This window comes from Jeotgalibacillus marinus, from assembly GCF_040801915.1.
Lineage (GTDB): Bacteria > Bacillota > Bacilli > Bacillales > Jeotgalibacillaceae > Jeotgalibacillus > Jeotgalibacillus marinus.
Genome location: NZ_JBFMIA010000116.1, coordinates 1 through 326 on the forward strand (window position 1 = coordinate 1; position 326 = coordinate 326).

A 326-nucleotide genomic window follows, 5' to 3' on the forward strand; every position below is an offset into this window, starting at 1 on the left:
GAATCGAACCCACGAATGCCTGAACCACAATCAGGTGCGTTAACCACTTCGCCACGACCGCCATAGTATTAAAATTGGCAGGGGCAGTAGGAATTGAACCCACACCGGAGGTTTTGGAGACCTCTGTTCTACCTTTAAACTATGCCCCTATAAATGGTGGAGGGGGGCAGATTCGAACTGCCGAACCCGAAGGAGCGGATTTACAGTCCGCCGCGTTTAGCCACTTCGCTACCCCTCCATATTAAAATACAACATACTTTATCTTAAAAAAGGTGGCTTTGGACGGAATCGAACCGCCGACACATGGATTTTCAGTCCATTGCTCT

2 tRNA genes are annotated in these 326 nt (G+C 48.8%); both read right to left on the reverse strand.

Annotated elements, in window-relative coordinates:
* Positions 1–75: 75 nt before the first annotated feature.
* A tRNA-Trp gene (locus AB1471_RS17190) sits at positions 76–149 on the reverse strand.
* 5 nt (positions 150–154) lie between these two features.
* Positions 155–238 (reverse strand) — tRNA-Tyr (locus AB1471_RS17195).
* Between the last annotated feature and the right edge of the window lie 88 nt (positions 239–326).